General features: G+C 60.2%; 27 protein-coding genes. 18 read left to right on the top strand and 9 right to left on the bottom strand.

What is annotated here, in order from left to right; all coding sequences use genetic code 11:
• Nucleotides 1–6 precede the first annotated feature (6 nt).
• Nucleotides 7–1,188, top strand: a complete 1,182-nt coding sequence (locus BLQ41_RS17685) for an acetyl-CoA C-acetyltransferase (RefSeq protein WP_090182829.1) — start codon at nt 7–9, stop codon at nt 1,186–1,188.
• Nucleotides 1,189–1,289: 101 nt separating this feature from the next.
• On the opposite strand, the gene BLQ41_RS17680 is transcribed toward BLQ41_RS17685, so the two are convergent.
• Nucleotides 1,290–1,892 carry an NADPH-dependent F420 reductase gene (locus BLQ41_RS17680; protein WP_090182828.1) on the bottom strand — a complete coding sequence of 201 codons (603 nt, stop codon included), beginning with the start codon at nt 1,890–1,892 and terminating at the stop codon, nt 1,290–1,292.
• Between the two features lie 113 nt (nt 1,893–2,005).
• On the opposite strand from BLQ41_RS17680, the gene BLQ41_RS17675 reads away from it, so the two are divergent.
• A complete protein-coding gene (locus BLQ41_RS17675; protein ID WP_090182826.1) occupies nt 2,006–2,899 on the top strand; it encodes a LysR family transcriptional regulator in 894 nt (297 codons plus the stop codon).
• A 36-nt stretch (nt 2,900–2,935) separates the two neighbouring features.
• Here the strand turns inward: BLQ41_RS17675 and BLQ41_RS17670 are convergent, their stop codons facing one another.
• Nucleotides 2,936–4,255: an Nramp family divalent metal transporter gene (locus BLQ41_RS17670; RefSeq protein WP_090182824.1), complete on the bottom strand. Its 1,320-nt coding sequence runs from the start codon at nt 4,253–4,255 to the stop codon at nt 2,936–2,938.
• A gap of 241 nt (nt 4,256–4,496) precedes the next feature.
• Between BLQ41_RS17670 and BLQ41_RS17665 the strand changes: the two genes are divergently transcribed.
• From BLQ41_RS17665 to BLQ41_RS17655, 3 genes are all read left to right on the top strand, one after another.
• A complete protein-coding gene (locus BLQ41_RS17665) occupies nt 4,497–5,291 on the top strand; it encodes a hypothetical protein (RefSeq protein WP_090182822.1) in 795 nt (264 codons plus the stop codon).
• A gap of 56 nt (nt 5,292–5,347) precedes the next feature.
• A complete protein-coding gene (gene yddG / locus BLQ41_RS17660; protein ID WP_090182820.1) occupies nt 5,348–6,271 on the top strand; it encodes an aromatic amino acid exporter YddG in 924 nt (307 codons plus the stop codon).
• A gap of 88 nt (nt 6,272–6,359) precedes the next feature.
• A complete protein-coding gene (locus BLQ41_RS17655; protein WP_090182818.1) occupies nt 6,360–6,947 on the top strand; it encodes a DcrB/PsbP domain-containing protein in 588 nt (195 codons plus the stop codon).
• A 2-nt stretch (nt 6,948–6,949) separates the two neighbouring features.
• On the opposite strand, the gene BLQ41_RS17650 is transcribed toward BLQ41_RS17655, so the two are convergent.
• The 3 genes from BLQ41_RS17650 to BLQ41_RS17640 all read right to left on the bottom strand — a co-directional run bounded on the left by BLQ41_RS17650 (nt 6,950) and on the right by BLQ41_RS17640 (nt 10,019).
• The gene (locus tag BLQ41_RS17650; protein ID WP_090182816.1) at nt 6,950–7,666 is read right to left on the bottom strand and encodes an alpha/beta hydrolase; all 717 of its coding nucleotides are present in this window, start codon (nt 7,664–7,666) and stop codon (nt 6,950–6,952) included.
• A 297-nt stretch (nt 7,667–7,963) separates the two neighbouring features.
• The gene (locus BLQ41_RS17645) at nt 7,964–9,076 is read right to left on the bottom strand and encodes a succinylglutamate desuccinylase/aspartoacylase family protein (RefSeq protein WP_090182814.1); all 1,113 of its coding nucleotides are present in this window, start codon (nt 9,074–9,076) and stop codon (nt 7,964–7,966) included.
• Nucleotides 9,077–9,239: 163 nt separating this feature from the next.
• The gene (locus tag BLQ41_RS17640) at nt 9,240–10,019 is read right to left on the bottom strand and encodes an ABC transporter substrate-binding protein (protein ID WP_090182812.1); all 780 of its coding nucleotides are present in this window, start codon (nt 10,017–10,019) and stop codon (nt 9,240–9,242) included.
• A 248-nt stretch (nt 10,020–10,267) separates the two neighbouring features.
• Between BLQ41_RS17640 and BLQ41_RS17635 the strand changes: the two genes are divergently transcribed.
• Nucleotides 10,268–10,900, top strand: a complete 633-nt coding sequence (locus BLQ41_RS17635; RefSeq protein WP_090182810.1) for a type 1 glutamine amidotransferase — start codon at nt 10,268–10,270, stop codon at nt 10,898–10,900.
• Between the two features lie 79 nt (nt 10,901–10,979).
• Here the strand turns inward: BLQ41_RS17635 and BLQ41_RS17630 are convergent, their stop codons facing one another.
• Nucleotides 10,980–11,414, bottom strand: coding sequence for a rhodanese-like domain-containing protein (locus BLQ41_RS17630; protein WP_090182808.1), 435 nt, complete (start codon nt 11,412–11,414; stop codon nt 10,980–10,982).
• A 101-nt stretch (nt 11,415–11,515) separates the two neighbouring features.
• Here BLQ41_RS17630 and ftrA point away from each other — a divergent pair, with 101 nt between their 5' ends.
• Nucleotides 11,516–12,490, top strand: coding sequence for a transcriptional regulator FtrA (ftrA, locus tag BLQ41_RS17625; protein WP_090182806.1), 975 nt, complete (start codon nt 11,516–11,518; stop codon nt 12,488–12,490).
• Between the two features lie 115 nt (nt 12,491–12,605).
• Here ftrA and cobF read toward each other — a convergent pair whose 3' ends face one another.
• Both cobF and BLQ41_RS17615 read right to left on the bottom strand, forming a co-directional pair.
• Entirely contained in the window at nt 12,606–13,361 is a 756-nt protein-coding gene (gene cobF, locus BLQ41_RS17620) for a precorrin-6A synthase (deacetylating) (protein ID WP_090182804.1), read from the bottom strand.
• Complete coding sequence (locus tag BLQ41_RS17615) at nt 13,361–13,933, bottom strand: histidine phosphatase family protein (protein WP_090182802.1); 573 nt, start codon at nt 13,931–13,933, stop codon at nt 13,361–13,363. The genes cobF and BLQ41_RS17615 overlap by 1 nt, the downstream gene beginning before the upstream one ends.
• Nucleotides 13,934–14,274: 341 nt before the next feature.
• Here BLQ41_RS17615 and BLQ41_RS17610 point away from each other — a divergent pair, with 341 nt between their 5' ends.
• From BLQ41_RS17610 to BLQ41_RS17565, 11 genes are all read left to right on the top strand, one after another.
• The gene (locus BLQ41_RS17610; RefSeq protein WP_090182800.1) at nt 14,275–15,129 is read left to right on the top strand and encodes a MurR/RpiR family transcriptional regulator; all 855 of its coding nucleotides are present in this window, start codon (nt 14,275–14,277) and stop codon (nt 15,127–15,129) included.
• A 2-nt stretch (nt 15,130–15,131) separates the two neighbouring features.
• Complete coding sequence (locus BLQ41_RS17605) at nt 15,132–15,776, top strand: isochorismatase family cysteine hydrolase (protein ID WP_090182798.1); 645 nt, start codon at nt 15,132–15,134, stop codon at nt 15,774–15,776.
• Nucleotides 15,773–17,104, top strand: coding sequence for a type I glutamate--ammonia ligase (locus tag BLQ41_RS17600; RefSeq protein ID WP_090182796.1), 1,332 nt, complete (start codon nt 15,773–15,775; stop codon nt 17,102–17,104). Before BLQ41_RS17605 ends, BLQ41_RS17600 begins: the two co-directional genes overlap by 4 nt.
• Nucleotides 17,088–17,840 carry an N-formylglutamate amidohydrolase gene (locus tag BLQ41_RS17595; RefSeq protein ID WP_090182794.1) on the top strand — a complete coding sequence of 251 codons (753 nt, stop codon included), beginning with the start codon at nt 17,088–17,090 and terminating at the stop codon, nt 17,838–17,840. The genes BLQ41_RS17600 and BLQ41_RS17595 overlap by 17 nt, the downstream gene beginning before the upstream one ends.
• A 57-nt stretch (nt 17,841–17,897) precedes the next feature.
• Complete coding sequence (locus BLQ41_RS17590) at nt 17,898–19,247, top strand: APC family permease (protein ID WP_090182792.1); 1,350 nt, start codon at nt 17,898–17,900, stop codon at nt 19,245–19,247.
• A gap of 119 nt (nt 19,248–19,366) precedes the next feature.
• The gene (locus tag BLQ41_RS17585) at nt 19,367–20,383 is read left to right on the top strand and encodes an arginine N-succinyltransferase (RefSeq protein WP_090182790.1); all 1,017 of its coding nucleotides are present in this window, start codon (nt 19,367–19,369) and stop codon (nt 20,381–20,383) included.
• 61 nt (nt 20,384–20,444) lie between these two features.
• Entirely contained in the window at nt 20,445–21,479 is a 1,035-nt protein-coding gene (gene astA / locus BLQ41_RS17580) for an arginine N-succinyltransferase (RefSeq protein WP_090182788.1), read from the top strand.
• Nucleotides 21,480–21,780: 301 nt separating this feature from the next.
• Nucleotides 21,781–22,557 carry a hypothetical protein gene (locus BLQ41_RS17575; protein WP_090182786.1) on the top strand — a complete coding sequence of 259 codons (777 nt, stop codon included), beginning with the start codon at nt 21,781–21,783 and terminating at the stop codon, nt 22,555–22,557.
• Entirely contained in the window at nt 22,554–23,195 is a 642-nt protein-coding gene (locus BLQ41_RS17570) for a transposase (RefSeq protein WP_090182784.1), read from the top strand. The genes BLQ41_RS17575 and BLQ41_RS17570 overlap by 4 nt, the downstream gene beginning before the upstream one ends.
• Nucleotides 23,196–23,234: 39 nt before the next feature.
• Entirely contained in the window at nt 23,235–23,411 is a 177-nt protein-coding gene (locus BLQ41_RS30700) for a hypothetical protein (protein ID WP_167360493.1), read from the top strand.
• A 208-nt stretch (nt 23,412–23,619) separates the two neighbouring features.
• On the top strand, nt 23,620–24,489 hold the full coding sequence (locus tag BLQ41_RS17565; protein ID WP_090182783.1) for an isocitrate lyase/PEP mutase family protein: 870 nt from the start codon (nt 23,620–23,622) through the stop codon (nt 24,487–24,489).
• 152 nt (nt 24,490–24,641) lie between these two features.
• On the opposite strand, the gene BLQ41_RS17560 is transcribed toward BLQ41_RS17565, so the two are convergent.
• The gene (locus BLQ41_RS17560) at nt 24,642–24,944 is read right to left on the bottom strand and encodes a hypothetical protein (protein ID WP_090182781.1); all 303 of its coding nucleotides are present in this window, start codon (nt 24,942–24,944) and stop codon (nt 24,642–24,644) included.
• Nucleotides 24,945–25,000: the final 56 nt, after the last annotated feature.

The raw sequence follows: 25,000 nt of genomic DNA, 5'->3' as shown, positions 1-25,000 counted from the left end.
CATTCCATGCAAGACGTCGTTATTGTTGCCGCCACCCGCACTGCCATCGGCAGCTTCCAGGGTGCGCTGGCCAGTGTGTCCGCCGTTGACCTGGGCGCTGCGGTGATCCGTCAGTTGCTGGCGCAGACCGGGCTCGACCCGGCGCAAGTCGATGAAGTGATCATGGGCCAGGTGTTGACCGCCGGTGCCGGGCAAAACCCTGCGCGCCAGTCCGCGATCAAGGCAGGCCTGCCATTTACCGTGCCGGCCATGACCCTGAACAAGGTCTGCGGTTCGGGCCTCAAGGCCCTGCACCTGGCCACTCAGGCGATTCGCTGCGGCGACGCTGACGTGATCATTGCCGGTGGCCAGGAAAACATGAGCCTGTCCAACTACGTCATGCCCGGCGCGCGCACCGGCCTGCGCATGGGTAATGCGCAAATCGTCGACACCATGATCAGCGACGGGCTGTGGGATGCGTTCAACGATTACCACATGGGCATCACCGCCGAGAACCTGGCCGAGAAATACAGCCTGACGCGCGAACAGCAGGACGCCTTCGCCGCAGCCTCGCAGCAGAAAGCCACGGCCGCCATCGAAGCCGGGCGTTTTGTAGATGAAATCACGCCGATCCTGATCCCGCAGCGCAAGGGCGATCCGCTGTCCTTCGCCACCGATGAACAGCCACGCGCCGGCACCACGGCCGAAGCGCTGGGCAAACTGAAACCGGCCTTCAAGAAGGACGGTTCGGTGACCGCCGGTAACGCTTCGTCGCTGAACGACGGCGCCGCCGCCGTGATCCTGATGAGCGCCGAAAAAGCCAAGGCCCTCGGCCTGCCGGTGCTGGCGAAAATCGCGGCTTACGCCAACGCGGGCGTCGACCCGGCGATCATGGGCATCGGCCCGGTGTCGGCCACTCGCCGCTGCCTGAGCAAGGCCGGCTGGTCCATCGACCAACTGGACCTGATCGAAGCCAACGAAGCATTCGCCGCGCAATCGCTGGCCGTGGCCAAGGACCTGGAATGGGACTTGAACAAGGTCAACGTCAACGGCGGCGCCATTGCTTTGGGCCACCCTATCGGTGCATCGGGTTGCCGGGTGCTGGTGACCTTGCTGCATGAAATGATCAAGCGCGACGCCAAGAAAGGCCTCGCCACCCTGTGCATCGGTGGTGGTCAGGGCGTGGCCCTGGCGATCGAGCGGGCGTAAAGCGTTCAACAGACTGCGCGGGGACCCACGAAGAGCCGCCGCAGTCTGGCAAAACACCCGGTGCGATTCACCTCGCACCGGGTTCTTTTTTTGTCTGGCCTTCAGGCAAATTTCACCAAATTGAGCGTGGGCAACGGGCCGCCCGGAAACTGCGCCAATTTCGCCCCGACACTCAGCGCCCCAAGATCAATCCCGAAGAAGCCCAATTGCTCGATCAGCGCAGCCACTTGAGCGTTCGCCTGGGCATCATCGCCCGAAACAAACAGCACCCGCCGTCCGCCCTCTGCCGCCGGATCGCTTTCCAGAAAACGCGCCTGCAGGTGATTGAACGCCTTGACCACGCGTGCTCCGGGCACCCATTCGGCAAACACTTCACTGGACATGCGTCCCTGCAAATCCACGGCTTTGAACGATGGCGCCTCGATTGAGTTGTTGGCATCGATGACAATCCGCCCGGCAAAATCCGGCAGACCGGCCAGTGCGCTCGGCAATTTCGACCAATTGACCGCCACCAGTACGATCGGCTGCGCGGCCGCTTCTTCACGGGTGCCGGCGCGCGCCGTTGGCCCGAGTTCTGCCACCAGCGAAGCCAGTGTTTCAGGTCCACGGCTGTTGGCGATGACCACTTCAATACCTTTGCGTGAAAGCGCCCGGGCAAAGGCCGAGCCGATGGCGCCGGCGCCGATGATTCCAATTGTGCTCATGATTGTTCACTCCGAGGGGGTTGTCGTTGGAATGAATACTGCACTTGCCATTAGCGCTTGATTAGTCGGTAATGCCTTGAATCATCTTCAAGCATTGCTATCAGGTGGAAGCCATGGAAACCCTCGCCAATCTTGAATCCTTCGTGCGCAGCGCCGAAACCGGGAGCTTTTCGGCGGCGGCACGCTTGCTCGCGCTGACACCTGCTGCGGTCAGCCGCAACGTGGCGATGCTCGAACGCAACCTCGGTGTGCGGCTATTCCAGCGTTCGACCCGCAAGCTGTCGTTGACCGAAGCCGGTGAACGTCTACTGGCGAGCATCGGCGGCAATCTGCAGGCGCTGCAATCGGCGATCAGCGCGGTGAGCAGTGACCGGAGCGAACCGGCCGGGGTGCTCAAGGTCAGCCTCGCGCCGACCTTTGGCATCGGGCATGTGTTGCCATTGCTGCCGGGGTTCCTGGCGCTTTACCCGTTGATCCGCCCTGAATGGCACTTCGAAAACCGTCAGGTGGACCTGATTGCCGAGGGCTATGACGCGGCCATCGGCGGCGGTTTCGAACTGACGCCCGGGGTCATCTCTCGAACACTGGCGGCGGCGGATATCGTGGCAGTGGCTTCCCCGGCCTATATGGCGGGGCGCGCGCTGCCCGACAGTCCGGAACACTTGCACCGATTCGACGGCATCGTGATGCGCGGCAGTCGCACGGGACGAATTCGCCAATGGGTCATGCAGGACAGCGCGGGCAATGAGGCGCAGGCGAACATCACCGAAAACATCGTGCTCAATGACCCAGCCGCGATGCGTGAAGCGGCGATCCTCGGTCTGGGGGTGACATTGCTGGTGTTGCCGGACGTGGCCGCGAATATCGAGCGCGGCGAACTGGTGCGCCTGCTGCCCGACTGGTACGCGAATGCGGGACCGATTTCGTTGTATTACCCGAGCCGGACACTGATGCCGGCCAAGACCCGAGTGTTTATCGATTTTGTGGTGGAGGCCTTTCAGCGGTAGACCGCGTCATCGCTTTTCACGAGCAGGCCCGCCCGGTCACGCCACAAACTGCAGGATCAACCAGCTGTTCGCCCCACTGATCACCACAAACAACCCCCACGACAACACCCGCGTCGGCCATTGATTCACCAACGGTCCCATGAGCTTGTGGTCGTTGGTCATGCGTATCAGCGGATACAGTGCAAACGGCAACTGCAGACTCAACACCACCTGACTCAACACCAACAGCTTGCCGATTGCGTTATCGCCCATCAGCCAGACGCCGATAAACGCCGGGATCAATGCCAGTCCCCGGGTAATCAGCCGGCGCTGATAGCAGGGAATCCGCAGGTTCAGAAAACCTTCCATTATCACCTGCCCGGCGATGGTCCCGGTAAAGGTCGAACTCTGCCCCGACGCCAGCAACGCCACGCCGAACAACACGCTGGCGAGCGCCCCGCCCACCAATGGATCGAGCAAGTGATAGGCGTCCTGGATGTCCACCACATCGGTGTGCCCGCTCTGGTGAAACGCGGCCGCCGCCAGGATCAGAATCGCCGCATTCACCAGCAACGCCAACGCCAGCGAACCGATGGTGTCGATGCGTGCCAGCTTGACCGCGTCCTGCTTGCTGGCCAGGTCCTTGCCGATCATCCGGGTCTGCACGATCGAGGTGTGCAGGTACAAGTTATGCGGCATCACCGTGGCCCCGAGAATGCCGATGGCCAGGTACAGCGGCGCAGCATCGCCAATGGCCGACAGTGACGGCGTAAAGCCGCGGGCAACGTCCGGCCAGTACGGCTTGATCAGCAGCAATTCAACGAAGAAACACACGCCGATGGTGCTCACCAGCACCAGCATGATCGCCTCCAGGCGACGGAAACCGCGGTTTTGCAGGGCCAGCACCAGCAGCGTGTCAAACGCGGTCAGTGCAATGCCGAAGGTCAGTGAACAACCCAGCAGCAGATGGAACGCCAGCGCGCAGCCGAGCACTTCTGCCAGGTCGGTGGCGATGATCGAGATTTCCGCCAGCAGCCATTGAGTCCGCGCCGTGCGCGTGCTGTAGCGCTCGCGGCACAGTTGCGCCAGATCACGGCCGGTGGCAATGCCCAGGCGCGAACACAGACATTGCACCACCATCCCCGCCAGACTCGCCAGCAACACCACGAACAACAGGCTGTAGCCAAATCGCGAGCCGGCTTCGATGGCCGTGGCCCAGTTGCCCGGGTCCATGTAGCCGATGGACACCAGCAAGCCAGGCCCGGCAAAGCGCAGGACCCGTTTGAAGAATGACGCGTTCGGGTCAACCGCAACGCTGCCGGCCACTTCCGGCGGGCAAAACGGCGCGGTGGCGACTTTGGGCAAACTGAATTTCACACAAACATCCAGAAACAGGTGGGAGGCAAAACCCTATAGGAGCGGTGTAGGAGCTGTCGAGTGAAACGAGGCTGCGATCTTTTGATCTTGATCTTTTAAAAGCAAGATCAAAAGATCGCAGCCTCGTTTCACTCGACAGCTCCTACAGGGGTTGGATTGTATACAAAATTGGTAAATCTGTGGGGCAATCTGTCGCCCGCAATGCTAACGTTGCCGCCTCACTCAGGTCGGAGACGCGTGCGTGCTGATGCTCAAACTGCTGGTGATTCCCGGTTTTCTATTGCTGATTTCCCTCGCGGGTAAACGCTGGGGGCCCAGCGTGGCCGGTTGGTTGTCGGGATTGCCTGTGGTGGTGGGGCCCATTCTGTTCTTCCTCGCCGTTGAACAAGGTGAGGCATTCGCCGCTCAGTCCGCGACGGCGGCGTTATCGGCGATGTTCGCGATGATCGCCTTTTGCGTGACCTATGCCCAGGTCGCTCAACGGAGGGGTTGGCCGTGGGCATTGAGCCTTTCACTGCTGGTCTGGGCCGGCGTGGCGGTGGCGCTCTCGCAGGTTCCGCCGTCGCTGCTGTTCTCGGTCGTCGCGGCCAGTACCGCATTGTTGGCGGCGCCTTACCTGTTTCCAAAGGTGCAGCCCATCGTGTCGGGGCCGGCGCCCAAGTCAGACAAACTGCTGCTGCGCATGATTGCCGGCGCCTTGCTGACGCTGGCCGTCACGCTTCTGGCCCGCACGGTCGGCGAAGGCTGGAGCGGTCTGCTCGCGGTGTTCCCGGTGCTGGGCAGCGTGATGGCAGTGTTTTCCCAACAGACCCGCGGCCCGGCCTTTACGGCCGCCCTGCTGCGCGCAACCGCCACCGGCATGTATTCCTTCGCGGCGTTTTGCCTGGTGTTGGCGCTGGCCTTGCCCGTTATGGGCATGAATGCATTTGTCCTGGGGGTGGCGGTGTCCGTGGGGATGCTGGGCATTACCCGACGTTTGCTGGCACGGCCGGTTAATCCGACGGTCGCAGCTGGACGTTCAGCGATCAAACGCTAAGCTCCTCCACACCCAGAGGGCCAGGATGTCGCCCGCTACGTGCTGAAGGAACAGACATGAGCCTCGCAACGCCCCTCATCCGAAGCCCCCAAGCCGCCACAACCATTGGCGTGATCGCGATAGCGCTCTGGTCCTGCCTGGCGCTGTTGACCACCCTCACCGAAGGCATTCCTCCCTTTGAACTGCTGACGCTGAGTTTCGGGATAGCGTTTGCGGTGAGCCTGGTGATTCTGGGTAGACGCGGCATCGCCGGTTTCAGCAGTTGGCGACAACCGTGGGCCGTGTGGGCAACCGGTTTCGTGGGCATTTTCGTTTATCACGGGCTGTATTTTTTCGCCCTCAAAGCCGCGCCCGCCGCCGAAGCCAGCCTGATCAATTATCTGTGGCCATTGTTGCTGGTGTTGCTCTCGGCGTTCGCCGCCGGAGAAAAGCTGCAAAAGCGGCAAATGCTCGGCGCCGTGCTGGGCCTGGCCGGCACCGCGTTCATCATGCAACAACACACCCCGGTGACGGGCGCGGCGATGCCGGTGGCCGGTTATCTCGCGGCGTTTGGCTGTGCGCTGATCTGGGCGGGATATTCGGTGATCAACCGACGGTTCAGCGAAGTGCCAAGCAGTATCATCGGCGGGATTTGCGGTTTGTCGGCGGTGTGCGGTCTGATCTGTCACCTGGCGTTCGAAACCACGGTTCGCCCCGACTTCAACCAATGGGCCGCCATCGTTGTGCTAGGCCTTGGGCCGGTGGGCATGGCATTTCTTGCCTGGGACCACGCCACCAAACACGGCAGTCTGGCGACGCTGGGGGCGCTGTCCTACCTCGCGCCGCTGATCTCGACGTTATTGCTGATCGCCGCAGGGCGCAGCCAGGCCGGACCGATCCTGATCGTTCCGGCGATATTGATCATCGCCGGGGCGGTGATCGCCACGACGCGATCAACAGAAAAGGTCAGTACGACAAGCTCGATTATTCCGAACGAGTAAAGCCCCCCACCTGACCATAGGGAGTGGAATGCATAACAGCCTCCATGGGATGATCGCCCGCAAAGCGCGACCATCCCTGGAGTTTCGAATGTCATTGTTGAGTAAAAAAGCCGTTGTCCTGTTGTTGACGGCGGCCGCCAGCCTTGGGGCGTTGAATGCCCATGCCGCCAAGGCCACCGCCAGCGATAAAGCGCCCGCACAAGAGGTCTCGATGCTCGGCGGCAAGTTCAAGTTCAGCCTGCCCAAGGGTTTCATCGCCAACCCGCTGCCCGCCGGCGATGCGGCCGCCGGAACCGCTGGGGCCACCGGCACCATGTACACCAACCAGGCCACGAAAACGGTGGTGATCGCCGCTGAAAACACCATCCCCGGCGGCGCCAATGTCAAAGACAACGACAGTCAGTTTCTCGACTCCGCCGCGTCCGACTTCGCCACCGAGCAAGCCCATGCGCTGCCGGACTTCACCAAGCTCAGCGAAAAAAGCCTGACCCAGAAAGGCACAGGTCTGGGTCTGCGGCAGATCGACAGCACCGCCACCCAGGGCGGCGGCAAGACCCTCGACACCACCGTCATGGCCGCGTCCAACACCCGCATGGCGATCGTTCAGGTGATTTCCCGTCTCAGCGACAATGCCGGCCACGAAACGCTGGTCAAGCAGATCGTATCCGGCAAGTAAAGTCAGGGGTTGAGACGCTGTAACCAGGCGTTCAAATCCGCCACCTCGGCCTCATTGATGTTGTGGCCGAGACCTTCGTAGCCATGGAACTCAGGCTTGAGTGACAGACGCTGCAACAGGCTGTCGGCGTCGGTGCCGTCTTTGTAGGGCAGGCGTTTGTCCGCGGTGCCATGACCAATGAAAATCGCCAGCTTCTGGCGTTTTTCATCCGGTTTGAGCTCGGATTTGAGCACCGGCAGAATCCGCCCGCTCAGCGCGGCAATCCCGCCCACGGCCTCGGGATGACGCAACGCCAGCTCGTAGGACATGATCGCGCCCTGACTGAAGCCCACGAGGAACACCTTGTCGGGTTCTGTCTGATATTTCTTCGCCGCCTGGGCGATGAAATCCAGCAGCACCTTGGCGCTGGTCTTCAAGTCATCGGTTTCACCGTTGTAGGCGCCTTCGCCTTTCTTGCGAAACCACTGATAACTGTCCTCATCCAACCTCACTGGCGCCTGAACCGACAGAAAGTTGTACTGCGCCGGCAACTCGTCCTTTATCCCGAACAGGTCCTGCTCGTTACTGCCGTAACCGTGGAGAAAAATCACCAGGGGCTGATGGCGGGATTCGGGGTTGGCCTGCTCCAGGTACTTGAGCGGCAGATCGTTAAGCAGCGGGGTTTGAGCCTGGACGGTGGCGGATGCCAGCAGCGTCAGCAGAGCGAGAATCTTCAACATAAACCTTCCTTCACAGCGCGCAGGATTCGGGGCAGAGCCTAACACTGTGAAGGATGTCAGGTATTTGATGATCGTTCCCACGCTCTGCGTGGGAATGCAGCCCGGGACGCTCCGCGTCCCAGAAGCCGAACGCGGAGCGTCCGTTGAGGCATTCCCACGCGGAGCGTGGGAACGATCGGACTTCGGTGTTGCTGATGGCCCCATCGCGAGCAAGCTCGCTCCCACATTTGAAATGCATTCCCCTGTGGGAGCGGGCTTGCCCGCGATGGGGCCTTATGAGCCGCCAACAATTCGGAATCAGTCGTTAATCAACTTGCCCGCCCGAATCGGCTCCCGCCCCGCCACTTTCGCCTGCCACGTCCCCGGCTGCGTATACCGTCCACGATCAATCGCGAACAACACGCCGCTGGTGCCGGCGCGCACGGTGGTCACGCGATCATTCAGCGGATCGACCACTTCAAACAGCGCATCGCCCTGCTCTACCCATTCGCCCGAATCACGCAGGAAACTCACCACACCGTGATGCGGCGCGAAAAGGTACTCAGTGCCCTCGAACGGCATGCCCTCACAGCATTCGCTCGGCGCCGCTGGCCAGGTGCCCTGGATGAAACCCTGCTCGGCGAGGAAGCCGAGAATCGCCTCGCAATTGGCCTGGGCCTGATCGACCCGGGTGTCGCACATACTGCCCAGTTCCAGCGTGGTCGCAAGGTTGGCCGGTGGAATGTTCGCCTCGGGAAAGGCCCGCGCCAGACGCAACCACGGCGAGGAACAGGACTCATCGAATGAACTGCCGCCGGAATCCTCACAGAGCAACGCCACGCCGGCCTTCAGGCGCGCCGCCAGGGACTGCCACTGAGGCCAATGTTGCGGCAAGGCATAGAGGTGAATCGCAGCATCGAAATCGCAATGCAGATCCAGGGTGATGTCGGCATCGCACGCATGACGCAGCAGCAAGCGGTGCATGGCTTCAAGTTGCGAAGCCGGTGCTGGCAAGCCGTCAAGTACCTGACCCATGGCTTGGCGAATCAACGCAATGTTGGCTTGCGCATCGTGCCCCAACTGATCGCCGATCAACGCCGCCACCGGAGCACTGAGTTCCACGAAGGAGCGGTTGAAGTTCTTGCCGCTGCCCAGTTCGAAGCGGCCCATGTGGCTGCCTTGCAAATGCTGGTCAAGACCGATTGGATTGGCCACCGGCACCAGTTCGATCACGCCCTGCAACTGGCCTTGGGTTTCGAGTTCGGTCAGGCGCTTTTTCAGCTCCCATGCGGTGCGCATGCCCGGCAGTTCATCGGCGTGCAGGCTGGCCTGGATGTAGACCTTGCGAGTGCCCGCGCCATAACGAAACACGCTGAGGGTGCGTTCGGTGCCCAGGTGGCTCCAGGGCAATGAATGGTCGATGCGTTGCATGGGTAACTCCTGAATAGCCTGAACGACGAAAATCACCTGTGGGAGCGACGGTGCGAGCAGGTCGAATCGTCGCACCGTCGCTCCCACAGGGATCTTATTTCAATGGTGAGCGCATAAAAAATGGCAACCGCGTCAACGGTTGCCACTTTTTCAAACGGCGTGATTACTCGCCGTAAACGTCAAACGCGAAGTACTTGTCCTGCACTTGCTTGTACTTGCCGTTGGCGCGGATTTCGGTGATGGCGGTGTTGAATTTGTCCGCCAGCTCTTTATCGCCTTTGCGCACCGCAATACCGGCGCCGCCGCCGAAGTACTTGGCGTCTTCGTAGGTCGGGCCAACGAAGGCGAAGCCTTTACCGGCGTCGGTTTTCAGGAAACCGTCGTCCAGGTTGACCGAGTCGGCCAGCAGCGCGTCAACGCGGCCAGAGACCATGTCCAGGTTGGCTTCCTGTTGCGAGCCATAACGCACCAGCTCGATGCCGGCCGGCACCAGCACTTCGGTGGCGAAACGGTCGTGGGTACTGGCACGCAGCACGCCGACTTTCTTGCCTTTGAGCTCGGTCAGCGGGTCTTTGATGTCGGTACCGGCCTTCATCACGAAGCGCGCCGGGGTGTGGTAGTACTTGATGGTGAAATCGACGTTCTTCTTGCGGTCGTCAGTGATGGTCATGGACGACAGGATCGCGTCGATTTTCTTCACTTTCAGCGCCGGGATCAGACCGTCGAATTCTTGCTCGACCCAGGTGCACTTCACTTTCATCTGCTCACACAGCGCATCGCCGATATCCACGTCGAAACCGGTGAGTTTGCCGTCGGGGGTTTTCATCGAGAATGGCGGGTAACCGGCTTCGATACCGATGCGGATCGGCTTGGCGTCTTCGGCCACAGCGGTCAGGGACAACATCGACAGTGCCAGGGCACCGAACATCACTAGCTTCTTCATTTATAACTCCTGTGTGCGGAGGCTTTTATTGGCAGCGTTCGATTAGCATCTTTCGGTCAGCAAAAACCGAAGTGGCCGGCAGTCTAGAGTGGCTTCATGCGAGCAAATTGTGTTTAAGCGACAAATACTTACAGAAAAACAGCGCCTGGATTCATGTCACTTGAAGCCTGCGCCAAGGCGGTGCAAAGACTGTAGGACAAACCCTTGTTTCAGACAAAAGCCACACACAAAAACGACAGAGAGCGCTGATGCCAACCTTGAATCTGATCCAGCACCACCCTGCCGAAGGCCCCGGTGCCATTGCCGACTGGGCCAAGTCCCGCGACATCCTGCTCAAGGTTTTTCGCGCCGATCTCGGGCAGCTTCCACCGGCGAGTGCGGCGCCGGTGATTGTGCTGGGCGGGCCTTATGAATCCAACGCCGGGCCGGCGTGGCTGGAGGCCGAGCGCCAGTGGCTGATGGCGAGCCTGGATCAGGGCGCGGCAGTGTTCGCGATTTGCCTGGGGGCGCAGTTACTGGCGCTGAGTCTGGGCGGGAACGTGCGGCGCATGAACCGCTACGAGACTGGCTGGACGCCGGTGACGTTCACCGATGGCCAGATGCTGAAGGTGCTCGAGTGGCACGAAGATGCGATCGACCTGCCGCCCGACGCGCAATTGCTGGCCAGCAGCGATCAATGCGCGCAGCAGATGTATCGCGTGGGCCCGACCCGGGTGGGGTTGCAGTTTCACCCTGAGTGGAATGCCGAGTCGGTGGCGATGCTCAATGCGCATTTTGGCGTTGAATCGCCGTTGCCCCGGGGACCACAGGACAGCGCCGCCCATGCAGCCGTGTTCGAGTGGTTGCAGGCGACGCTGGATGGGTGGTGGGAATCGGTTTAGGACCAGGATCAAAAGATCGCAGCCTCGTTTTACTCGACAGCTCCTACACGGGATCGAGGCTGCAAATTTTTTGGCTGAATCAACATTCGCAACCGATGGCAACGGTGGCCGGCCGTTGCACCGCACTACTCAACGCCAACCCTTCATCCAGCCACCCGGTCACGCCGCCGATCATCTCCTTGACCGGGTAACCCAACGCCGCCAGTTTCACCGCGGCCTTGTGCACACCGTTGCAGTGCGGCCCGGCGCAATAGACCACAAACACAGTGGATTTCGGGTAATCCGCCAAGCGCTCGGCGGTCAGCAATCGCCCCGGAATATTGATCGCGCCCGGCACATGGCCGCGCTCGAACGCCAGCGGTCCGCGCACGTCCACCAAGACAAAATCCACTTCGCCGGCCTGCTGGCTCGAAAAGACGTCGGAACAATCGGTTTCAAAGGTCAGGCGGTTGCTGAAATGCATCAGGGCAATCGCCGACGGGGCGGCGGGAATCTCGCGGACCAGGCTGGTCATGGGCTGTACTCCAAAGTCTCAGTGGGTGTGAGGGGACTTTATCCGCCCGACACTTGCCGCTACAGTGGCGCACAAGACACTCACCGGGAACTTTCCGCCAAATGCAGCCTGCCCCTGGATTGGTCGCAATTCTGGCCTACGACGGCCTCTGTACGTTCGAATTCGGCATCGCCGTGGAGATCTTTGGCCTGGCGCGGCCGGAGTTCGATTTCCCTTGGTATGAGCACCGTATCGTCGCCGTGGACCAGGGCCCGATGCGCGCCATGGGCGGCATTCAAGTGCTGGCCGATGGCGGCATGGAACTGCTCGAAAACGCCCGCACGATCATCGTTCCCGGTTGGCGCGACCGCCAGGCAGCGGTGCCTGAACACTTGCTCGTGGCCCTGCGCCAGGCCCACGCACGCGGGGCGCGGCTGCTGTCGATCTGCTCCGGCGTGTTTGTGCTGGCGGCGACCGGCTTGCTCGACGGCCGCAGCGCCACCACGCATTGGCGTTACACCACGGAGCTGGCGGAGCGCTTTCCCAACATCCTGGTGGACCCGGACGTGCTCTATGTCGATTCTGGTCAGTTGATCACCTCGGCCGGCAGCGCGGCGGGGATCGATGCGTGCCTGCACCTGGTGGCACGGGATTTCGGCACGCAGGTGGCGAACTCGGTGGCGCGGCGGCTGGTGATGTCGCCGCAGCGTACCGGCGGTCAGGCGCAGTTCATTCCCACACCGGTCAGCCCGACGCCGCGCAGCGATTTGTCACGCGTCATGCAATGGGCGCGCGAGCGCTTGCACGAACCGCTGGAAGTTCGCGAACTGGCCAGCGAGGCGGCCATGAGTGAACGCACCTTTCTGCGCCGGTTTACTGAAGCCACGGGCATGCCGCCCAAAGCGTGGCTGCAACACGAGCGGCTGGCGCGGGCGCGGGAGTTGCTGGAGAGCACCGGGCAGAACACCGATCAGATTGCCGAGCAGTGTGGTTATCGGTCGGTGGAGAGTTTTCGGGTGGCGTTTCGCGGGGTGGTGGGCGTGCCGCCGTCGGTGTATCGGGAGCGGTTTGGGCGTGGGGGCAAGGCCGTTTTTTGAGGTGTATTCAAGGGCCCCATCGCGGGCAAGCCCGCTCCCACAGGTTGTGTGAACACCGAATATCCCTGTGGGAGCGGGCTTGCCCGCGATGGGGCCCGCTCAGACACCAATACCTTTAAGGCTTGCGCACCAGATAGGTATCCATAATCCAGCCATTGGCCAGCCGCGCCGCCTTGCGCACCCGCTCGATCTCATCCGCCACGTCCTTGAGCTTGCCGCTGATCAAGATCTCATCCGGTGTCCCCAAGTAAGCCCCCCAGTAAATCTCGCTCTCCTGATCGGCCACCTGATGGTAGGCATCCTGCGCATCGAGCATCACCACCAGGCTGTCGGCATCGCTCACCTGCCCTGCCGCGAGCCGTCGGCCGGTGGTGATTTCAATTGATTGGCCAATGCGATTGAGCGGCACTTTATGCTGCGCCGCCAGCGCCTGAACGCTGGTGATGCCGGGGATCACTTCAAACTCGAACACGCAACGGCCCGAGGCCAGAATCGCCTGCAATATCCGAATCGTGCTGTCGTACAACGCCGGATCGCCCCACACCAGGAAACCTGCGCACTGATCATCGGACAGTTGCTCATTGATCAGTCGTTCAAAGGTGACTTGCTTGGCAAGATTCAGATCGTCCACGCTGCTCGTGTAGTCCACCTCCCCACGCTCGCGCTCAGGGCTGAGGGCTTCGACGAAGCGGTAGTCGCGGCCAGTGATGTAGCGCTCGCAGATCTCCCGGCGCAGGTCGATCAGTTTGTCTTTGGCCGGGCCCTTGTCCATCAGGAAAAACACGTCGACAAGGTTCAGCGCCTTCACGGCCTGCATCGTGATGTAGTCGGGGTTGCCGGCGCCGATGCCGATGACCAGCAGCTTTTTCATCAAAGGGCTCCTTCGGCGTCGGTGCCGAGCAAGCGTAACCTCCAGCGGCCGGTGAACCGCAACTCGATGGTCGATAACGGTTCAACGTCGATCAGGTTGAAGGCCGTTGCCTGAAGCACTTGCGTCAATGCAGCGCGAATGACAAAGGGATGGGTGATGGCAACGACATGCCCCGGTGTGGACTCCAGGGATTTGAGCCACTGCGCCACGCGCGCACCGAGTTGGGCTACCGACTCACCGCCATGCGGCGCCGACGCCGGGTCATCGAGCCAGGCCTCAAGTGCCTCGGGTTCGGCTTTTTGCAGATCGTCGATCCGTACACCTTTCCAGCGTCCGAAGTCGCAATCCCTCAGCGCCGGGACAATTTCAACGTCGTCGCCAAACAGCTCGGCCGTCTGCTGCGTCCGCAACTCCGGCGCACAGAGCAAACGCGGCGTTCCCTTGAACGGGCGACAACGCGCTCCCCTCGCCGATATCCACTCCGTTTCCAGGGGTTCGTTCGTAGGAAAGATCGCTAATTTTTGTGCGACGGTTCGAGCGTGGCACATCAGGGTCAAACGGGTCGCCTGCACGGATAATCACCCTGTCGGTGTAACAAAGAACGGCTCGACGCCGTGGATATTTGTTCAATTGTGCCGCAAGACGTGCGATCCAGGGCGTTTCGTTTCATCCGGCGACACGCACTCGCCGCCTGAGCTGATCGTTGGATTTCGGCAATCTCTGACAACTTGAAGGGCGATGGACTACACACTCAGTCGTCTTCCGTGTAGCCCACGGCGCACGCGGCTTTTGCCCCATTTCGGGGCGTTAAAAAACCACGGAAAAATTCACTAGACATGTAGCGAGCGCTACATAAATACTGTTTTAGCAATTTATGAAACGAAACCGACACCACATCCAGCAAGGAGCCCGGATGCCCTCCCTTAGAGACCTGATCACCGATCCTGGCCTGGAACTGACGCCGTCGGAACGCAAGGTCATCCGTGCCTTGCTGGACCAGTACCCGCGTAATGGGCTGGGCCCGATGTCGCGTCTGGCCGAACATGCCGGTGTCAGCGATCCGACCATCGTGCGCCTGGTCAAAAAACTCGGGTTCAGCGGTTATGCCGATTTTCAGGAGGCACTGCTCAGCGACATGGACCATCGCTTGCGGTCTCCCAGCGCGCAGTTACAGCCTCGCTCTCATCTGCAAAAAGGCGACGTCTGGAGCCAGTATCTGGCGGACAGCCATCGGGCGCTGGTGGAAACCCATGCACTGACCCAGCCCGAAGATGTGCGGATTCTGGTCGAGTGGCTGCTCGACACCCGCCATCAGGTGCACTGCTTCGGCGGGCGCTTCAGCAGTTTCCTCGCCCATTACCTGCTTAACCATTTGCGCCTGCTGCGCCCCGGCTGTTTCGCCCTGGAAGACAACGCGCAATTGCCGGACCGGCTGTTCGACGTGCAGCGCCAGGACGTGGTGCTGGTGTTCGACTATCGCCGCTACCAGTCTCAAGCGCTGCGGGTGGCGAGTGCGGCCAAGAATCGCTATGCGCGAGTGGTGCTGTTCACCGACATCTATGCTTCACCCTTGCGCGAGATGGCGGACCTGATCATCAGTGCGCCGGTGGAGTCGGTGTCAGCGTTCGACACCCTGGTCCCGGCACTGGCTCAGGTCGAGGCGCTGATCGCCTGCCTGACCTTGCGCAGCCCTGACCTGGCCGATCGCCTGGAAGGCATCGATGCGCTGCGCGCCGAATTCGACACCCACTTGCTGGAGGAAAAATAAGGATGTTTACGCTCCCCCACCATTCACCCAGGGACTTGCCGTTCACTGCCGACCACACCGCACTGTTGCTGGTGGACATGCAGCGGGCCTGGCTCGAGCCGCAGTTCGACCCGCACCTCAACGGACCGGACGCCGAATATTTCCAGACGCGCACGCACATGCAGGTGGTGCCCAATCAACGCCGGTTGCTCAGCGCCTTTCGCAGCGCACGGCAGAACGTGCTGCATACGATCATCGAAAGCCTGACCGCCGATGGCCGCGATCGCTCGCTCGATCACAAGCTCTCGGACATGCACTTGCCCAAAGGAAGTGAGCAAGCGCGCATCATCGACGACCTGACGCCGACAGAAAACGAAATCGTCCTGCCCAAGACCTCCTCCGGGGTGTTCAACTCCACCAACATTGACTACGTGCTGCGCAATCTCGAAACCCGGCACCTGATCATCGCCGGCATCGTCACCGACCAATGCGTGGACATGGCCGTGCGTGACGCCGCGGACCGCGGTTACCTGGTGACGCTGGTGGAAGATGCCTGTGCGACCTACACGCCACAACGGCATCAAGCCTGCCTGAACGCAATCAAGGGTTACTGCTGGATCACCGACACCCAGACCGTGCTCGGCCGGTTGCAGGAGCTGCAACCATGAGTGAACGCCTGTCGCCGTTGCCCATGACCACCCTCGTCACCACCGACCTGATCGGCGTGACACGCGGTCGCTCGTTTCCCACCGACGAGCTCGAACACTACCGGGTGGCGGGCTGTGGCTGGGTGCCGGCCAACAGCGCCCTGACCCCGCAAGACATCATCGCCGCCACCAACCCGTGGGGCGCTTATGGCGATTTGCGGCTGATTCCCGATTTGAGCAGCCGCGTGACGGTCAACAATGGCCCGGATGCCAAGGCCCCGGCGCTGGATTTCATCCACGGCGACATTTGCGAAACCGATGGGCGTCCGTGGGGCGCCTGCCCACGGACCTTGTTGCGCAATGAAGTGGAACGTTATCGCGCCGAGCTGGGCGTGCAGGTCAACGCCGCGTTCGAACATGAATTCAACCTGGACACTGGCGCGGCTGAACAACTGGCATTTTCCCTTGAGGCCCAGCGTCAAGGCGCCGAGTTTGGTGGCTGGCTGCTCAGTGCCTTGCGCGCAGGCGGCGTCGAACCGGAAATGTTCCTGCCCGAATACGGCAAGCATCAATACGAAATCACCTGCCGCCCGACCCTCGGCGTGGCCGCCGCCGACCGCGCAGTAAACGTGCGTGAAATCACCCGCGAGATCGCCCGGCAGATGGGCCTGGACGTGAGCTTCGCCCCCAAGACGTCCGAGCATGCAGTGTGCAACGGCGTACATCTGCATGTCAGCCTGCTGGACCTGAACGGCCAACCGCTGTTGTACGACGCCGGCACCACCAACGGCCTGTCGACCTTCGGTCAATATTGGGCCGCCGGCGTGCTGCATTATTTGCCGGCACTTTGTGCCTTTACCGCGCCGACGCCGGTGTCTTACCAGCGTTTGCAGCCGCATCACTGGAGCGCGTCGTACGCTTGCCTCGGCCAGCAGAACCGCGAAGCGGCGCTGCGGATTTGCCCGACCGTCAGCCTGGGCGGTAAATCGCTGGCGGCGCAATTCAACCTGGAGTTTCGCGCGATGGACGCCACGGCTTCGCCGCACCTGGCGATGGCCGCGCTCCTGATCGCCGGCCGCCTGGGCATCGAGCAACGCCTGGCCCTGAATGCCATCACCGACGAAGTGCCCGACTGCCTGAACGAAGAACAACGCCACGCTCGCGGCATCGTTGCCCTGCCCGCTTCCCTTGCCCAGGCACTGGACTGCCTGCGCAACAGTGAGGCACTGATCGAAAACCTGCCGAACGCGTTACTGGACACCTGGTTCGCCCTTAAAACCCAGGAGCTGACACTGACGGAACAGCTGTCGCCCGCCGAATGCTGTGAGCACTATGCGCGCCTGTACTGAATCCGCTGAACTCGGTCTTTTTACCGAGCCCGCCTACACCCTGCATCGGGAAGCCTCCGAGCACCCGCTGTTGCTGGTGTGCGAACACGCCAGTCGTTTCATCCCGGCCAGGTTAACGGACCTTGGCCTGAGTCACGACGCGGCTCGCGAGCATATCGCCTGGGACATCGGCGCCCTGGCGCTGGCCGAACGCTTGTCCGAAGCACTGGGCGCCACCTTGTTGGCCGCCAACTACTCGCGACTGCTGATCGACCTGAACCGGCCACTCGGTGCCCCGGACAGCATCCCCGCCAAAAGCGAGATTTATGACATTCCGGGCAATCGGGATCTGGATGAGGCCACCCGCGAATATCGCCGCGAATGCCTGTTCAAACCGTTTCATGACCGGCTGCAAACGTTGATCGACCAGCGTCTGGCCCAAGAGCGGCCCGTTCGCGTAGTGGGCATTCACAGCTTCACCCCGGTTTACCACGGCCAGCCGCGCACACTGGAAGCCGGCGTGCTGTTTGGCGAAGCCAAGGGCTATGCCCAACGATTGCTTGACGGATTGAGCCGGCATCCCTTGAAGGTAGCCGGTAACGAGCCGTACAAAATCAATCCGCTGGGCGACATGACCGTGCCGGTCCACGGCGATGCGAGAGGACTGGAGGCGGTGCTGATCGAGGTGCGCAACGATTTGCTACGCACACCTGAAGGCGTCGATCGCTGGACCGAATATCTGCGGCCGCTGTTGTAAAGGAATCGCGTCAAACCCGCAGCGTGCAGCTGCGTTGATCCCAAGGAGATGGGTGTTATGGAAATAGAAGAATTGGGCTACAAGCAAGAGTTGAAACGCAGCCTGACGCTGACCGACCTGGTGGTGTACGGGATGATCTTCATGATCCCCATCGCACCCTTTGGCGTGTATGGCTACGTCAATGCCGAAGCACCGGGGATGGTGCCGCTGGCCTACCTCATCGGCATGTTGGCGATGCTGTTCACGGCGCTGAGTTACGGCAGTATGGCGCGGGCCTTTCCGGTTGCCGGCTCGGTGTATTCCTACGCGCAACGCGGCCTCAATCCGCATGTCGGGTTTATCGCCGGCTGGCTGATGCTGCTCGATTACCTGCTGATTCCGCCGCTGCTCTACGTTTATGCGGCCATGGCGCTGAATCACCTTTACCCGGACATTCCCAAAGTCGGCTTCATCCTGGCCTTTCTGGTCAGTGCGACCTTCGTCAACCTGCGCGGCATCACCTTCACCGCGCGCCTGAACATCCTCTTTCTGCTCGCGCAACTCGTGGTGCTGGGGATTTTCCTGTTCTACGCCTGGAACGCCCTGTACAACGGCGGCGGCCACGGTCAGTTGACCCTCGCGCCGGTGTACAACCCTGAGACGTTTAACTTCGCCCTGCTGATGCAAGCCGTGTCGATTGCGGTGCTGTCGTTCCTCGGATTCGATGCGATTTCCACCCTCGCCGAAGAAATCAAGACTGACCCGGGCCGCAACGTTGGCAAGGCTGCGTTGATCACCCTGTTTGTGATGGGTGTGATCTTTATCGTGCAGACCTGGATCGCCACGGACCTGGCCGCCGGCATGGGCTTCACCTCGGCTGACACCGCGTTCTATGAAATCGCCGAATTGGCTGCCGGCAGTTGGCTGGCAACCCTGACCGGCGTAGCCACGGCCCTGGCCTGGGGTGTGGCGGTGGCAATCACTTCGCAAGCGGCGGTTTCGCGCCTGCTGTTCGGTATGGCCCGGGACGGCAAACTGCCGAAAGTACTGGCCAGGGTCCATCCCAAACACAACACCCCTTACCTCAGCATCTATCTGGTAGCGCTGCTGTCGCTGGTGATCTGCTACCTGTTCATCAACGCCGTGGACACCCTCACCTCGCTGGTGAACTTTGGCGCGCTGAGCGGATTCATGTTGCTGCACCTGACCGTCATCAATTATTACTGGCGTCGGAAAAAGTCCGGTCAGGTGATCCGTCACCTGATCTGCCCGGTCGTTGGCTTCATCATCGTCGCGGCCATCATGTACAACATGGGCGTCGATGCACAAAAACTCGGCTTGATCTGGATTGCCTTGGGTCTGGTGTACCTGTTTTTCCTGAACAAGCTCGGCGTCAACACAGCGTTGCCTGATCCGAGCAACGGCTGACAAGAAAAAGGGCGGCGTCTTACAAGAATTCAGGCGACCGCCGCTTTAACGCGTGGAAATTGACAGTGATAGTCAGGTTCGGTGCCAACCGCCGAACCCTTTGATACAGGAGTGCGTCCATGCTGGTCTTACGCCCAGTCGAACTAACCGACCTGCCCCAGTTGCAGCAACTGGCGCGCGACAGCCTGGTCGGCGTCACGTCCCTGCCGGACGACACCGAACGCCTGCGCATGAGGATTCTCGATTCCTGCGCCTCGTTCGAAAAAAACGTCGAGGCGCATGGCCCGGAGAACTATTTCTTCGTGCTTGAGGACCTGCAGGCCCAACGGCTGGTGGGCTGCTCGGAAATCCTGGCCACCGCCGGTTTCAACGAGCCGTTCTACAGCCTGCGCAATCGCCACTTCACCAGCGCTTCCCGGGAACTGAACATCGAGCATGGCGTGCCGGCGCTGTCGTTATGTCACGACCTCAACGGCCACACCTTGCTGCGCGGCTTTCACATCGACACCGCGCTGGTGCGAACAGCCTTTTCGCAGTTGCTGTCACGGGCACGGCTGCTGTTCATTGCCGCCCATTCGCAGCGCTTTGCCGACACGGTGATCACCGAGATCGTCGGCTTCAGCACCGATGAAGGGCAGTCGCCGTTCTGGGATGCGGTGGGCAAGCACTTCTTTGACCTGCCTTATGCCGAGGCCGAACGGCTCTGCGGCCTGGAAAGCCGGACCTTTCTCGCCGAGCTGATGCCGCAATACCCGATCTACGTGCCGATGCTGCCGCAGGCGGCGCAGGCGTGCATTGGCCGCATCCACCCCGATGGCCAGGAAGCCTTCGATATCCTCGAGCGCGAAGGATTTGAAACCAACAGCTACATCGACCTTTTCGACGGCGGGCCGACCCTGTATGCGCGCACCTCGAACATCCTTTCCATCGCCCAGAGCCAGACCGGCACGGTACAACTGGGTTCGATCATTGATGCACGCGGCAGTTACCTCGTAAGCAACGATTCACTGAAGGACTATCGGGCCATCGTCGCCGAACTGGATGTCCAGGCAGGACAGCCGGTGCAATTGAGCGCACAGATGTGCGCCGCCCTGAACGTGACCGAGGGCAGCCCGCTCCGGCTGATCGCCCTGTGAGCCTCACTCGCCCGCGTGACCAACGACAGCGCCCGAGCAGGCGCGAAGAAGGAGCTGCATCATGATTGTCCGCCCGGTTCGCGTCACCGACCTGCCTGCCTTGATGGATCTGGTGCAACAGGCCGGCCCCGGGTTCACCACCCTGCCGGCCAACGAGGAGCGCCTGGCACACCGGGTCCGCTGGGCCCAGCGCACCTTCGCCGAACAGGTCGAGCGAGCAGATGCCGATTATTTGTTCGTCCTTGAAGACGACGATCAGCAAGTGGTTGGTATCAGTGCCTTGGCCGGCGCCGTCGGCCTGCGTGAGCCCTGGTACAACTATCGGGTCGGGCTGACGGTCAGCTCGTCGCCGGACCTGGGCATCCAGCGGCAGATTCCGACGCTGTTCCTGAACAACGAGATGACCGGCCAATCGGAAATCTGCTCGCTCTTCCTGCGGCACGATCAACGCCACGGCAGTAACGGCCGGTTGCTGTCGCTGGGGCGCCTGTTGTTCGTTGCCGAATTCCCGCACTTTTTTGGCGACAAGTTAATCGCAGAACTGCGTGGCCGCGCCGATGAACATGGCTGTTCACCGTTCTGGGACAGCCTGGGCCGGCACTTCTTCAAGATGGATTTCAGCCACGCCGATCACCTGTCGGGGCTGGGCAGCAAATCGTTCATCGCCGAACTGATGCCCCGCCAACCGCTCTACACCTGCCTGCTCACCGAACAGGCCCAGGCCGTCATCGGCAAGGCACACCCCAACACCGAACCGGCGCTGAAGATCCTCAGCGCCGAAGGGTTTGCCCATCAGGGTTACATCGACATCTTCGACGCAGGCCCGGTGATCGAAGCCCAGATCGCGAAAATTCGCACCGTACGCGACAGCCAGCCACTGCTATTGGCCATCGGTACGCCAGACGAGCAGGCCCCGGTTTGGCTGATCCACAATCGGCGCCTGGAGAACTGCCGCATCACCGCAGCCCAGGCCAGACGGGTGGGCAACAGCCTGATCGTCGACCGCCTCACGGCCAAACGCCTGCAACTGCAACCCGGCGACTCGGTACGTGCCGTGTTGCTGCGCAATCAACAGCAGCAGGCTGTTGCGGCGTAATTCAACCGGGTTTGAAGGCACGGTCCAGTGGCACTCGCTAACCTGATCGCTGGATCACTTCTATTAACCCTCAACGTACTCTGCGTGAGTTGTTACAACGCCCCAAAACATCCAATAACAACTCACAACATCAACTAACAACTAACGATTTGCCTTCAATCACTGCCATCACCATACTTAAAACACACACCAACTACACCCACAGAATCAACCATGCGAGAGCCCACAAACAACTGACATAGTTGAACCAATCTATTTCTTGATACGCTCCACTTTAAAATCCAGCAAAGCAGGCCACTTCATGATCGAGACACTTTTAGACAAAGGCCTATCGCCAAGCCAAATTATAAAAAGCCTTGAAGCCCTGGACATCACCAGACACATCGAAAGACTCGCCAATCGGTTGAGCAACAACACTGCACTTACCCATGACACTTCCAGAAGTGCAGAGATCATGAAGTCGACAAACATCCATACCAGAACACTGATATTGCACTGTAACGGCGATGGCAACATCGGCCTCAAGGCACCTGACAACGCCGGTGCGTCAGAGCTGCTCTATACCGTTCCAGGAAACAGTATTCTTTTCGCTATCAACGATCAGTCTTTCCCGGTCCAGCTTTATGAAATACAGGACGACAAGTTGACGCTGGGGCAATTAATCATAGTCGACGCCGACAACCCGCTATTCATTGACGGCACGAAGGTTTTGTTCGACAGCAATCCGACAGGCCATGGGCATAAGGCCTTTATCGGCAGCATCAACCTGCCCGACCGAAGCGCAGACATTGGCGTGTTTGATCGTGCCTCATTGGACAAGATCGCCTGGTTCCCCCACGACGATAGCGCCGCACGCTACCTGGTAAGCCTTGAGTTGCTGGAGACCGCACAGGATCCAGAGGCACGTAACGTGGCCGAAGAATTGATTTATCACTACCACCCCGCTGTCGCCTGGAAGGCCTTTCAGATGATTCAGCAAGCGGACCAGCAGGCCGCACTGAATTACGCGCCACTGTTGAGGAACCTGCAAAACGACCACCTGAACTTCTTACTCGACCAACAAAGTGAAGCGGCATGAAACTCAATACATTTATTGAGCGTATAACGACTTACGATCTAGAGCGGGACAAACAAAAGATCATGGAAGATCTGCGCCAACTCGCGACCAACCGTACATTGTTGAGTGAGCACCTTTATACCGCTATTCAACAAGACGGTTTCAGCACACGGAACAGTCTCTACGGCGCTTATGCCTTTGTATTGCATTACAACGATCTGTTTACTGTCCGCTTGGGGTTTTGGTCTCCGGTCTCATCGAAAGATGAAAGTGAAACGTTCATCTATGACCTGAACCACACCCACGACTTTGAAATTTACGCCGTGGGTTATAGCGGAGACGGGTATACAACTGTTACACGAGAAATACTTGATGACGCGCCCATCCAAGCTGGGAAAAGACCAGTTCTTGGCGAAGAAAGAATACTTAAACTGGCGCCAGGGGAAATCCTGCACATGCGCCCACTGTACGAAGTGCACAAGCAGCTTCCACCCACAACAATGTCCGCATCGCTGAGTTTGCTTATTCATCCTCAACGGTCCGTTAAAACAGAGGAAGCCTGGTGCTTCGACGAGAACTATGTGCCGACCTATCCCGGCATTGCCATGCACGAAACAGCTTTCTATGAAGAAACGCTGTCGATGCTCGAACGCGGGTAGTTAATACCTGCACCCATAAATAAAAAAAGGAACAACCGTATGAACAAGCCTATGACCCAATGGAACCAAACCCCTCTGATGCACGCTGGCATCAACGTGATCAATACCCCGGTCAAGACCACTGCACTATCCCCGTGCTCCGGTTTCATGCCTCGCTATAACGTAGGCAATATCCACGAAATCAAAAACATCTGGAGCGTGCCAGCACACGGCTGAAATCGCTTTCGCTAAACGCTCCACCGAGGCTGCAGACTGATAAGGTCTGCGGTCTTTTTTGGCTTCGAAGTTAAGGCGCTGATCAATTGACTCAAGTCAGTGCAAAATTCGTCATCATCTTCACCTCCCCCGCGTGATAGCCTTTTGTTCCTTCGGCGTTGACACCTTTGCTCAAGCCTTTCCATTCCTTTGTATTGGTGGAACTCATATGTCCAGGCTCTCTCATCAAGATTTGCGCCGTAGCTTTCGCGAGCTGTTTGCGTCCAACGCTTGCTATCACACGGCGTCGGTCTTCGACCCGATGTCGGCCCGCATTGCCGCTGACCTGGGTTTTGAAGTGGGCATCCTGGGGGGATCGGTTGCGTCATTGCAGGTGCTGGGCGCCCCTGACTTCGCCTTGATCAGCCTCAGCGAGTTCGCCGAACAGGCCACGCGCATTGGCCGTGTGGCGCAATTGCCAGTGATCGCCGACGCCGACCACGGCTACGGCAACGCACTCAACGTGATGCGCACCATCGTCGAGCTGGAACGCGCCGGCATCGCTGCGCTGACCATCGAAGACACCCTGCTGCCGGCACAATTCGGCCGCAAATCCACCGACCTGATCGGGGTGGCGGAAGGCGTCGGCAAGATTCGCGCGGCCCTGGAAGCGCGGGTCGATACAGAGATGGCAATCATTGCTCGCACCAATGCCGGGATACTGCCGGTGCAGGAAGTCATCAGCCGCACCCAGCAATACCAGAAAGCCGGTGCCGACGGCATTTGCATGGTCGGCGTGCGCGACTTCGATCACCTCGAGCAGATTGCCGAACACCTGAGCGTGCCGCTGATGCTCGTCACTTACGGCAACCCGGCGCTGCGCGATGACAAACGCCTGGCTGAACTGGGCGTGCGAGTGACCATCGACGGTCACGGCGCGTACTTCGCAGCAATCAAGGCGACCTACGACAGCTTGCGCGAGCAGCGGCAGATCTTTACCCAGGCGGCGGATTTGAGCGCCACCGAGCTAACTCATACTTATACGCAGCCGGAGGAATACATCCGTTGGGCGGAAGAGTTTATGAGTGTGAAGGAGTAACTCGTTCAGCGAGTTTGAGTATATGAACCGAGCCGACGCCATCGCGAGCAGGCTCACTCCCACAGTGATTTTTTGGTGGACACATGATTTGTGTACGCCTGCAATCCAATGTGGGAGTGAGCCTGCTCGCGATGGCGTCAGTTCAATCACCGTTAAACTGCAGTCTTGAACCCCTCCTCCCGCTGCAACGCCCGCGCCTGAATCACATCCAGAATCGCACAGCCCTCGCGCATCAACAGATGCACGGCGCTCGTCACACGCGTCAAATCACAATCGGAAATGCCTTTGAGACCCAGAGTGGACAAGGTGTCAGCCAGATCGCGAACCACGGTAAAGCGATGCGCAGCGCAGGCGGCGAGATCACTGAGTTCTTTATGGGTATTGATGAAGAGCACCGGGTTTTCGGCGTCGTAGGTGTCGATGGGGAGGTAGCGCGGCATGACTTGGTCGAACATTGGTGTAACTCCAGGTTAGAACTACCACCGTTCGCGGCCAAGCGAGTAAAGGTGGC

The sequence above is a fragment of the Pseudomonas arsenicoxydans genome, assembly GCF_900103875.1.
Taxonomy (GTDB): Bacteria; Pseudomonadota; Gammaproteobacteria; order Pseudomonadales; family Pseudomonadaceae; genus Aquipseudomonas; species Aquipseudomonas arsenicoxydans.
The sequence above is the reverse complement of the archived record's forward strand: the minus strand, read 5'-3'. Positions and strand labels throughout refer to the sequence as shown.

Bases quoted from the DNA above. Each gene is read 5' to 3' on its own strand.
- BLQ41_RS17685 (WP_090182829.1), top strand. From the start codon at position 7: ATGCAAGACGTCGTTATTGTTGCCGCCACCCGCACTGCCATCGGCAGC.
- BLQ41_RS17680 (WP_090182828.1), bottom strand. From the start codon at position 1,892: ATGAGCACAATTGGAATCATCGGCGCCGGCGCCATCGGCTCGGCCTTT.
- BLQ41_RS17675 (WP_090182826.1), top strand. From the start codon at position 2,006: ATGGAAACCCTCGCCAATCTTGAATCCTTCGTGCGCAGCGCCGAAACC.
- yddG (WP_090182820.1), top strand. From the start codon at position 5,348: ATGAGCCTCGCAACGCCCCTCATCCGAAGCCCCCAAGCCGCCACAACC.
- BLQ41_RS17655 (WP_090182818.1), top strand. From the start codon at position 6,360: ATGTCATTGTTGAGTAAAAAAGCCGTTGTCCTGTTGTTGACGGCGGCC.
- BLQ41_RS17650 (WP_090182816.1), bottom strand. From the start codon at position 7,666: ATGTTGAAGATTCTCGCTCTGCTGACGCTGCTGGCATCCGCCACCGTC.
- BLQ41_RS17645 (WP_090182814.1), bottom strand. From the start codon at position 9,076: ATGCAACGCATCGACCATTCATTGCCCTGGAGCCACCTGGGCACCGAA.
- BLQ41_RS17640 (WP_090182812.1), bottom strand. From the start codon at position 10,019: ATGAAGAAGCTAGTGATGTTCGGTGCCCTGGCACTGTCGATGTTGTCC.
- BLQ41_RS17635 (WP_090182810.1), top strand. From the start codon at position 10,268: ATGCCAACCTTGAATCTGATCCAGCACCACCCTGCCGAAGGCCCCGGT.
- BLQ41_RS17630 (WP_090182808.1), bottom strand. From the start codon at position 11,414: ATGACCAGCCTGGTCCGCGAGATTCCCGCCGCCCCGTCGGCGATTGCC.
- ftrA (WP_090182806.1), top strand. From the start codon at position 11,516: ATGCAGCCTGCCCCTGGATTGGTCGCAATTCTGGCCTACGACGGCCTC.
- cobF (WP_090182804.1), bottom strand. From the start codon at position 13,361: ATGAAAAAGCTGCTGGTCATCGGCATCGGCGCCGGCAACCCCGACTAC.
- BLQ41_RS17610 (WP_090182800.1), top strand. From the start codon at position 14,275: ATGCCCTCCCTTAGAGACCTGATCACCGATCCTGGCCTGGAACTGACG.
- BLQ41_RS17605 (WP_090182798.1), top strand. From the start codon at position 15,132: ATGTTTACGCTCCCCCACCATTCACCCAGGGACTTGCCGTTCACTGCC.
- BLQ41_RS17600 (WP_090182796.1), top strand. From the start codon at position 15,773: ATGAGTGAACGCCTGTCGCCGTTGCCCATGACCACCCTCGTCACCACC.
- BLQ41_RS17595 (WP_090182794.1), top strand. From the start codon at position 17,088: ATGCGCGCCTGTACTGAATCCGCTGAACTCGGTCTTTTTACCGAGCCC.
- BLQ41_RS17590 (WP_090182792.1), top strand. From the start codon at position 17,898: ATGGAAATAGAAGAATTGGGCTACAAGCAAGAGTTGAAACGCAGCCTG.
- BLQ41_RS17585 (WP_090182790.1), top strand. From the start codon at position 19,367: ATGCTGGTCTTACGCCCAGTCGAACTAACCGACCTGCCCCAGTTGCAG.
- astA (WP_090182788.1), top strand. From the start codon at position 20,445: ATGATTGTCCGCCCGGTTCGCGTCACCGACCTGCCTGCCTTGATGGAT.
- BLQ41_RS17575 (WP_090182786.1), top strand. From the start codon at position 21,781: ATGATCGAGACACTTTTAGACAAAGGCCTATCGCCAAGCCAAATTATA.
- BLQ41_RS17570 (WP_090182784.1), top strand. From the start codon at position 22,554: ATGAAACTCAATACATTTATTGAGCGTATAACGACTTACGATCTAGAG.
- BLQ41_RS30700 (WP_167360493.1), top strand. From the start codon at position 23,235: ATGAACAAGCCTATGACCCAATGGAACCAAACCCCTCTGATGCACGCT.
- BLQ41_RS17565 (WP_090182783.1), top strand. From the start codon at position 23,620: ATGTCCAGGCTCTCTCATCAAGATTTGCGCCGTAGCTTTCGCGAGCTG.
- BLQ41_RS17560 (WP_090182781.1), bottom strand. From the start codon at position 24,944: ATGTTCGACCAAGTCATGCCGCGCTACCTCCCCATCGACACCTACGAC.